The sequence below is a fragment of the Halomonas sp. genome, from assembly GCF_041689495.1.
Taxonomy (GTDB): domain Bacteria; phylum Pseudomonadota; class Gammaproteobacteria; order Pseudomonadales; family Halomonadaceae; genus Halomonas.
Map to the genome: position 1 here is coordinate 1 of NZ_JBDNGD010000074.1, position 9,150 is coordinate 9,150.

Annotated in this window: 8 protein-coding genes and 1 pseudogene; 7 read left to right on the forward strand and 2 right to left on the reverse strand. The window is 61.9% G+C overall.

What is annotated here, in order from left to right; genetic code table 11:
- A pseudogene (locus ACESMD_RS02365) lies at window positions 1-376 on the reverse strand (folate-binding protein); the annotation flags it as partial.
- 140 nt (window positions 377-516) lie between these two features.
- Here ACESMD_RS02365 and ACESMD_RS02370 point away from each other — a divergent pair.
- From ACESMD_RS02370 to ACESMD_RS02395, 6 genes are all read left to right on the forward strand, one after another.
- On the forward strand, window positions 517-750 hold the full coding sequence (locus tag ACESMD_RS02370) for a hypothetical protein (protein WP_372609984.1): 234 nt from the start codon (window positions 517-519) through the stop codon (window positions 748-750).
- An 18-nt stretch (window positions 751-768) separates the two neighbouring features.
- Window positions 769-1,182 carry an OsmC family protein gene (locus tag ACESMD_RS02375; RefSeq protein WP_372609986.1) on the forward strand — a complete coding sequence of 138 codons (414 nt, stop codon included), beginning with the start codon at window positions 769-771 and terminating at the stop codon, window positions 1,180-1,182.
- 46 nt (window positions 1,183-1,228) lie between these two features.
- Window positions 1,229-3,250 carry an excinuclease ABC subunit UvrB gene (gene uvrB, locus ACESMD_RS02380; protein WP_372609988.1) on the forward strand — a complete coding sequence of 674 codons (2,022 nt, stop codon included), beginning with the start codon at window positions 1,229-1,231 and terminating at the stop codon, window positions 3,248-3,250.
- Between the two features lie 285 nt (window positions 3,251-3,535).
- Window positions 3,536-5,041, forward strand: coding sequence for a fumarate hydratase (locus ACESMD_RS02385; protein WP_372609990.1), 1,506 nt, complete (start codon window positions 3,536-3,538; stop codon window positions 5,039-5,041).
- Window positions 5,042-5,152: 111 nt separating this feature from the next.
- Window positions 5,153-6,571 carry a cardiolipin synthase gene (cls, locus tag ACESMD_RS02390; protein ID WP_372609992.1) on the forward strand — a complete coding sequence of 473 codons (1,419 nt, stop codon included), beginning with the start codon at window positions 5,153-5,155 and terminating at the stop codon, window positions 6,569-6,571.
- Between the two features lie 19 nt (window positions 6,572-6,590).
- Window positions 6,591-7,508, forward strand: a complete 918-nt coding sequence (locus ACESMD_RS02395) for a LysR substrate-binding domain-containing protein (protein WP_372609994.1) — start codon at window positions 6,591-6,593, stop codon at window positions 7,506-7,508.
- Window positions 7,509-7,548: 40 nt separating this feature from the next.
- Here the strand turns inward: ACESMD_RS02395 and ACESMD_RS02400 are convergent, their stop codons facing one another.
- Window positions 7,549-8,640, reverse strand: coding sequence for a bifunctional nicotinamide-nucleotide adenylyltransferase/Nudix hydroxylase (locus tag ACESMD_RS02400; RefSeq protein ID WP_372609996.1), 1,092 nt, complete (start codon window positions 8,638-8,640; stop codon window positions 7,549-7,551).
- A 127-nt stretch (window positions 8,641-8,767) separates the two neighbouring features.
- Here ACESMD_RS02400 and ACESMD_RS02405 point away from each other — a divergent pair.
- On the forward strand, window positions 8,768-9,150 hold a 383-nt coding region (locus tag ACESMD_RS02405), incomplete at its 3' end, for a YihY/virulence factor BrkB family protein (protein ID WP_372609998.1).

Genomic DNA, 9,150 nt, shown 5'->3' on the forward strand with positions numbered 1-9,150 from the left:
CCTCCAGCGTCACCTTGTAGAAGGGAGCGAATTTCCTGAGAAGACTGGCGACCGAGCCGACCAAGCTGTGGTGCATCAGGAGCCGGAAGTGACCCTCGGCCACGCGCCACAGCTGGGCATTGGCCAGCATTCGGCCCTTGGGCGTGCAGAACACGGTCAGAGGCGCGAAGTCACCATCGGCCAGAGTTACCTGGGCGCTGGTCTGGCCCTGGAGGAATGTCTCGGCGTCCTGACCCTTGATATCCAGGACGCCGAGATGCACAAGCGGGGTAATGACCGTGCCATCCAACGCCAGCCTTGCCTGATCCGGTGTAGCGAAATTGATGCGATCGTCTCTCGGTCGCTGCGCGGCGAGCTCGGCTGTCCAGTCGGTCATTGGCTCCCTCCGGGGGGGTGATGTGCGGTGATGAAATCCACTTCTACAAACCAGGGTATGCGGGCGACGCGAGGAGATTGCAACCGCTGCCGAGCTATCCGGCCCATGGTAGAATCTGGCGGTTAAGGATCCACCACAGGATGTCACACCCGGAGGCCTTCACCATGCACCAGTCGCTCAGTTTCGAGACGCTCGGTTTCGAGGGCGTGGAATCCGCCGATCAGGTCAATCGCATCACCACCGCGCTGATGATGCTCGACGGCGTGGATAGTGTGGAGGTCGGTCGCCATGGTGCCGACGTGGAGGGCACTGCCAGTCGAGAGGTGCTGATTCGGGCCGTCAAGGCCCTGGAGCTCCCCATCGTTATCCGTTGACCAGAACGAGGCCAGACCATGAAGAAGACCATAGAGGTCATCAGCGAGCGCAATCGCGTCCATCGCCAACGCGTGCAGATCGAGGGGTTCGAGGATCTCTTCGTCGACGTGCCCAAGGCATTCGGTGGGGAAGATAGCGGCCCGGATCCTCACGACTATTTCGACCTGTCCCTGGGGGCCTGCAAGGCCATCACCGCGCAGATGTATGCCAACCGCAAGCAGTGGCCGCTGGAGGGCGTAAGCGTCACGGTGAATCGAGATGACAGTGGGGAACGCAAGGGGATCTATCGACTCGAAGTGGCGATGACCTTCCACGGGGTCGATGATCCGGACCAGCAGGCGCGACTCGAGGAGATCAGCAACAAGTGCCCGATCCATCGCCTGATGACCGCCTCCACCGTTGAAGTCACCACCCTGAGCGTACCGGCCTGACGCTATCGGGCCAGCCGGCCACCTCGATCCCTGACCAGGAGACTCGATGAGCAAGCCCTTCCGTCTGCAGTCGAAATTCGAACCGGCCGGTGACCAGCCCGAGGCCATCGACAGCCTGGTGGGCGGTCTCGAGTCGGGGCTTGCCCACCAGACACTACTCGGGGTGACCGGCTCCGGGAAGACCTTCACCATGGCCAACGTGGTGCAGCGCCTGCAGCGCCCGGCCATCGTCATGGCGCCTAACAAGACCCTGGCTGCCCAGCTTTACGGTGAATTCAAGGGGTTCTTCCCGGACAATGCCATCGAATATTTCGTTTCCTACTACAACTACTATCAGCCCGAGGCCTATGTGCCGTCGTCGGACACCTTCATCGAGAAGGATGCCTCCATCAACGAACACATCGAGCAGATGCGTCTCTCGGCGACCAAGGCGCTGCTTGAAAGACGCGACGCCATCATCGTGGTCTCGGTATCGGCGATCTACGGCCTTGGCGACCCTGATCAGTACCTGAAGATGCGCCTTCACGTCACCCGAGGCGAGCAGATCGACCAGCGCAAGATGCTCCGACGCCTGGCGGAGCTGCAATACACGCGCAATGACATGGACTTCAGGCGCGGTACCTACCGGGTACGCGGCGATGTCATCGACATCTTCCCGGCGGATGCCGAGGATGAAGCGGTGCGCATCGAGCTGTTCGACGACGAGGTCGATACCATCAGCCTCTTCGATCCGCTCACCGGCGAGGTCCGCGGCCGGGTGCCGCGCATGACTATCTATCCAAAGAGTCACTATGTGACGCTCCGGGAGACCATCCTGGGTGCCATCGATGAGATCAAGGCGGAACTGGTGGAGCGCCTCGACTGGCTGCGCAACCACGATCGGCTGGTGGAGGCCCAGCGACTGGAACAGCGCACCCTCTACGATATCGAGATGATGCTCGAGCTCGGCTACTGCAACGGCATCGAGAACTACTCCCGTTATCTTTCCGGCCGAAACCCGGGGGAACCGCCGCCGACATTCTTCGACTACCTGCCGGCCGATGCGCTGCTGTTCATCGACGAGTCCCATGTCAGCGTTCCCCAGGTGGGTGGCATGTTCAAGGGCGACCGCTCGCGGAAGGAGACGCTGGTGGAGTATGGCTTTCGCCTGCCATCGGCCCTCGACAACCGACCCATGACCTTCCAGGAATGGGAGTCGATCTGCCCCCAGACCATCTTCGTCTCGGCTACGCCCGGCCCCTACGAGGCCGAGCATGCCGGCCAGGTCGTCGAGCAGGTCGTGCGTCCCACCGGCCTGATCGATCCCGAGATCGAGGTGCGGCCGGCCAGCACCCAGGTGGATGACCTGCTATCGGAAATCGCACTCAGGACGAAAGTCGAGGAGCGGGTACTGGTGACGACCCTGACCAAGCGGATGGCCGAGGATCTCACCGAGTACCTGGACGAGCATGGCGTGCGAGTGCGTTACCTGCACTCCGACATCGACACCGTGGAGCGCGTGGAGATCATCCGTGACCTTCGCCTGGGCAAGTTCGACGTCCTGGTGGGGATCAACCTCTTGCGCGAGGGCCTCGATATCCCCGAAGTGTCGCTGGTCGCGATCCTCGATGCCGACAAGGAGGGGTTCCTGCGCAACGAGCGTTCCTTGATCCAGACCATGGGTCGCGCGGCTCGCAATGCCCACGGCAAGGCGATCCTCTATGGCGATCGGGTGACGGACTCCATGCGCCGCGCCATTGACGAGACCGAGCGCCGGCGTGACAAGCAGATTGCCAACAACGAGGCCCATGGCATCACGCCGACCTCGGTGAGCCGCTCCGTGGCCGATATTCTCGAGGCGGCTCAGGCACCGGGCCGCAAGGGCAAGGGTCGCAAGTCGGAGCGCAAGGTTGCCGAAGGTTCGGCGATCTACGACCCCGCATCTCTGTCACCGACCGAGCTTCGCCAGGCGGTGTCCCGGGTGGAGGATTCCATGTTCGAGGCGGCCCAGAATCTCGAATTCGAGGCGGCGGCGCGTCTGCGCGATCAACTGCACAGCCTGCGGGAGCAGGAACTGGCGCTCGGTTAGGGGCCTGTCGGACTTGACGCTGATCTGCTGCAAATCCGTCATTTTCGTGACGATCGGTCAAACTCGACAGGCGCCTGGTGGGCGCTTTGCTGGCCCATGAAGATCGCTACACCATTTTAAAATTTATACCGTTATCTTTTGATCTTCAAAGAAGGTGTGCACCTCGAGATTACTGCCAAGAAAACGACCGGTAGGGTACAATTCACCTGAATTTTTCAGTTGCGCCGATTCACCCCGGGTGAATCCGTTGAGCGCCTATCATTACCGCCCAGGAGCGCCTTGCCCATGACCGTGATCCGCCAGGACGACCTGATACAGAGCGTCGCCGATGCCCTGCAGTACATTTCCTACTATCACCCCAAGGACTTCATCGATGCCATGGCGGCCGCCCATGAACGTGAGGAGAACCCTGCCGCCAAGGATGCCATCGCCCAGATCCTGATCAATTCCCGGATGTGTGCCTTCGGCAAGCGCCCGATCTGTCAGGACACCGGCATCGTCACCGTCTTCGTGAACATCGGCATGCAGGTTCGATTCGAGACCGACATGAGCCTCGACGACATGATCAATGAGGGCGTGCGTCGTGCCTACATGCTCCCGGACAATATTCTGCGTGCCTCGATTCTGGCCGATCCAGACGGCAAGCGCCAGAACACCAAGGACAATACACCGGCGGTCATCCACCACCGGCTGGTACCCGGCGATACGGTCGAGATCCATGTGGCGGCCAAGGGCGGAGGAAGTGAGGCGAAATCCCGCTTCGCCATGCTCAACCCCTCCGACAGCGTCGTCGATTGGGTGCTGGGCGAGTTGCCCAAGATGGGGGCAGGGTGGTGCCCGCCAGGTATGCTCGGGATCGGGATCGGGGGGACGGCGGAAAAGGCCATGCTCATGGCCAAGGAATCCCTGCTTGATCCCGTCGACATCCAGTTGCTCCAGGAGCGGGGTCCCTCGAACCGGGCCGAGGAGCTGCGGCTCGAGCTCTATGACAAGGTCAACCGGACCGGCATCGGTGCCCAAGGGCTAGGTGGCCTGACCACGGTGCTGGATATCAAGGTCAAGGATTATCCCACCCATACCGCGAACAAGGCGGTGGCCATCATCCCCAACTGTGCGGCGACCCGGCACGTGCATTTCACCCTGGACGGCAGTGGCCAGGCACAATTGCCCACGCCCAGGCTCGAGGACTGGCCGGAAGTCATCCGCGAGGTCGGTGACAACGTCACGCGGCTGAATCTGGATACCGTGACCCCGGAAGAGGTCCAGGCGCTGCAACCCGGCGACACCGTGCTGCTAAGCGGCAAGTTGCTCACCGGTCGTGATGCCGCCCACAAGCGCATCATCGACATGCTCGACAAGGGTGAGACACTGCCGGTCGACCTTCAGGGTCGATTCATCTACTACGTGGGGCCCGTTGATCCCGTCCGTGATGAGGTGGTGGGGCCGGCCGGTCCGACGACCTCGACCCGCATGGACAAGTTCACCCGCGACATGCTCGAGCGTGCCGGCCTGCTGGGCATGGTGGGCAAGGCCGAACGTGGTCCCGTGGCCATCGAGGCGATCCGCGACAACAAGGCCGTGTACCTGATGGCGGTGGGGGGAGCCGCCTATCTGGTCGCCCAGGCGATCAAGAAGTCCCGTGTGGTGGGCTTCGAGGATCTTGGCATGGAGGCCATCTATGAGTTCGCGGTGGAAGACATGCCGGTGACTGTGGCGGTGGACAGCCAGGGTACCTCGATTCATCAGACCGGCCCCGCCAAGTGGAAGGAAATCATTGCCGAGCGCGCCTGACGTTCTCCGAAGACTGCCGAGCATCTCCGCCGCCAGTGGGGGAGGCTCGGCGTGGTGTGTCGGCTGGCGGTTCTTCTTGGGCATGGACGACGGGCGACGGATGGAGTCTTCATGACCTCTTGGTTGATCGGTGTGGCAATCTTCATGGTGCACCTGCTGGGCTTCGTCTCGGCCATTCTCGCCCTGATGTCCAGTCGCACCTCTCAAGGGGCCATCGCCTGGATTATTTCCCTGATCACGCTGCCCTACGTGGCGGTACCAGCGTACTGGATCTTCGGTCGTCCACGCTTCTACGGTTATGTGTCCGCCCGGGGCGAACGCGATTCCGTACTCCGCCAGGTCCTGGCCAAGTTCCGAGAGCACGTAGAGCCCTATGTTGCCGATGCCACCGACACGGACATAAGGGCCGTGGAGCAGCTCGCCTTGATGCCGATGACCCACGGCAACCGTGCGGAATTGCTGGTCGATGGGGAGGCGACTTTCGACAGCCTCTTCGCGGGAATCGAGGCGGCCGAGGACTATATCCTCATCCAGTTCTTTATCGTGCGACACGATGTCCTCGGCATGACGCTCAAGTCCCACTTGCAACGGGCATCGGCTCGCGGCGTGCGGGTGCATTTTCTTTATGACGAGATCGGTAGCCGCCATCTGGATGACGACTACCTGAGAGACCTCACGACCAAGGGAGTAGACGTCAGCGCCTTCAACTCCTCTCGCGGATGGCGTCATCGTTTCCAGCTCAATTTCCGTAATCATCGCAAGGTGCTGGTGGTGGACGGCAACCTGGGCTGGGTGGGTGGTTTCAACGTCGGTGTGGAATATCTCGGCCAGGACGTGCGACATGGCCCCTGGCGCGACACCCATCTCAAGCTTTCGGGCCCCAGCGTACTGGGCCTGCAGGAAGCCTTCTGGGAAGACTGGCACTGGGCTACCGGGGAGGTGCTCAATCTCGCCTGGACGCCCCGAAGGACCTTCGCTGAGTCACAGAATGTGGTGATCGTCCCGTCCGGTCCTGCCGATCGCCAGGAGACGGCCAGCCTGTTGGTTCAACATGCCATCCACAGCGCCCAGTCGCTTTTCTGGGTGACCAGCCCCTATTTCGTGCCCGATCAGGGCGTGCAGGATGCCCTGCGCCTGGCCGCCATGCGGGGTGTCGATGTGCGGATCATGATTCCCGAGCGGCCGGATCACCTGCTGGTCTTCCTGTCCGCCTTCTCCTTTCTTCCGGATATGCTCAGGGCCGGGGTCAAGGTCTATCGTTATCAACCCGGCTTCCTGCACCAGAAGGTGATGTTGATCGATGATGTCGCGGCCAGCGTCGGCACGGTGAATCTCGACAACCGATCCTTCCGGCTCAATTTCGAGATCACCGCCTTCCTGCCGGACCGGCACTTCGCCGCGGAAGTCCGTCTGATGCTGGAGCGGGACTTCGCCAACTGTCGCCGTATCGACCACGATGAACTGGCCGAGCGGGCCCTGTGGCGAAAGATCGTCTCCCGGGCCGCCTACCTGCTCTCGCCTATCCAGTGAACCGACGTCAGGAGTCCCGGTGAACCTTGAGACCAAATGGCTGGAAGATTTCGTCACCCTCTCCAACACACGGAGCTTTTCCGAGTCGGCCCGCCAGCGCCATGTTACCCAGCCGGCCTTCAGTCGACGCATCCGTTCCCTGGAACAGGCGGTTGGTGTGACCCTGGTCGACCGCTCGACCACGCCGGTGGCGCTCACATCCGAGGGACAGCTCTTCCTGGTGACCGCCCGCAATCTTGTGGAACAGCTCAATGAAAGCCTGGGACATCTCCGCGGGCTCTCCATCGCCAATGAGGCGCTGGATATCGTGGCGGCACACTCCCTGGCATTGAGCTTCTACCCTCCCTGGATCTCGCGCCTTCAGAAGGGGCTGGGCGAGTTACCTACACGGCTGGTGGCCATGAACGTGGGTGATGCCATCCATGTGCTGCGTGAGGGCAACTGCGACCTTATGCTGGCCTACTATGATCCCTACGCCAGCATGCAACTCGACGTCGAGGCCTTCCCGTCCTTCTCCATCGGCCAGGTCAAGATGCTGCCGGTGAGTCTGCCGGATGACAGGGGGCAGCCGCGGTTTACCCTGGAAGGCCAGAAGCCGATTCCTTACCTGTCCTATACCCAGGGCGCCTTCCTGGGCCGCAGCGTGCGCATGCTGCTCAAGAACGATCCGCTGAGAATGCGTCTGCGTACCGTGTACGAGACGGCCATGGCCGAGGGTCTCAAGGGCATGGTACTCCAGGGCATGGGGGTGGCCTGGATCCCCGATTTCTGCATTCGTGAAGAGTTGAAGACCGGACGCCTGGTGCGCGCTGGTGGTGAGAAATGGGAGATTCCCCTGGAGATTCGGCTCTATCGCTGTTCGCTGGTCCACAAGCCCGGTGTCGAGAAGCTGTGGCGGCAGATGATGAAGTTGCCCCGCGACTTCCTTCAGGCCTGAGTCCCTGGCTTGCGCCGGATGCACCTGCGGCGTATCCGGCCTACCCGCCGCCAAAATCGGCGGGCAGGCCGAGGAAATTCTGGATGATGAAGAAGTGGTCCTCGAAGAGATTGTCCGGCTCCAGGTCGGCCAGGGCCACCCAGCGCGCATGCTCGCCTCCCTTGACGGCCTTCAGCCGGGGAAGCTGCTGTTCGGGTCTCAAGGCGAAATAGAAGGCCTCGGCCAGGGTGCGGCCTCGCCAGCTTCGGTGCGGCTCGTCGAAGAGGCGCTGGCCGCGCAACGAGCCCTTGAGTACCGGTTCGGGCACCTTGAGGCGCACGCGTTCGCGAAGCTCGCGGAGGCAGGCATCCAGGAGGCGCTCGTGGGGATTGATGAAACCACCGGGCAGGGCGAAGAGCCCCTTGCCAGGAGCAGCGGTGCGTTTGACCAGCAGCACATGGCCGGACTGCACCACCACGGCATTGACGGTAACGAAGATCGGCGGGTAGGGCGCCTGAGACCAGGCGGAACGATACTGGTCGAGCAGTCGCTGTTCCTCGATCAACTGGCGATAGTGTTCAGTGGCAGTGAATTCGCCGACCGCCTCTAATACTCCGGGTGGCAGATCATGAGCCGCACCGGTACTGAGGTAATCCTCGGTCGAGGAAGGTGAGCGGAAGAGTCGTTCGCGGATCTGACTCGCCGAGATGCCCTCCACCAGCGGCACGCTCACCGACTCCCACTGCGGGAACAGCGAGAGGTAGTAGCTCGATTGGCCACGACTGGCGCCGATAAGGCCGATGCGCGGCAATCGGGCATGATCGGGCCTGGCGATATCACGCACCTTGCGTTGCACGTCCCTTACCCAGACGTCGTTGTTGTACAGGGCATCCAGCAGCGGAACGATCTCCAGGCGAGCGCTTTCTTCCTCGTCGAAGGCGCTCTGTAGCATGCCCAGGCGTTCGTCGAAGCGCCAGGGATTACGCAGCGAACGTGCCTGCCAGGCAGAGCCGACCAGCACGATGACCTGACGAGCGCGCTGTAGGGCTTCGCGGATCACCGCCAGATGGCCGAGGTGGGGAGGCTGGAAGCGACCGATGAACACCAGGCAGGCGAAGTCGTAATGGGAAAGCTCGGTGTCCGGTGGTGTCATCGTGGATCCTGACGGTGGGTGATCGTCCATTATGATCAGCCCGACCGGGTGCAGCAATCAACGCCAGGCGTCGATCTTCCCTATTATATTCGCGTATGCTCAATGGAAATGCAGGGAGAGGACTAACGTGATCAAGCAAGAATTTCTTTTCTGGTTTGGTGTCCTCAAGGCGGCCACCAAGCTCTGGCTGGAGCGCAATGCATTCAGCTATGCGGGGTCACTGGCCTTCTACACGCTGTTTTCCCTGGCACCGGTGATGATCATCGCCGTGACGGTGATCGGTCTGGTCCTGGGAGAAGAGGCCGCCCAGGGCCAGATCGTGGCCCAGCTTCAGGGCACCATGGGCGAGGAGGCCGCCGTGGCCATTGAGCAGGCGGTATCGCAGTCTCGCATCGAGGAATCGGGTCTGCTCCCGACCCTGCTCGGCTTCGGGGCCTTGGTCGTTGGTGCCACCACGGTGTTCGCCCAGATGCAGTTCTCCCTGAACACCATCTGGGGTGTCACCGCGAG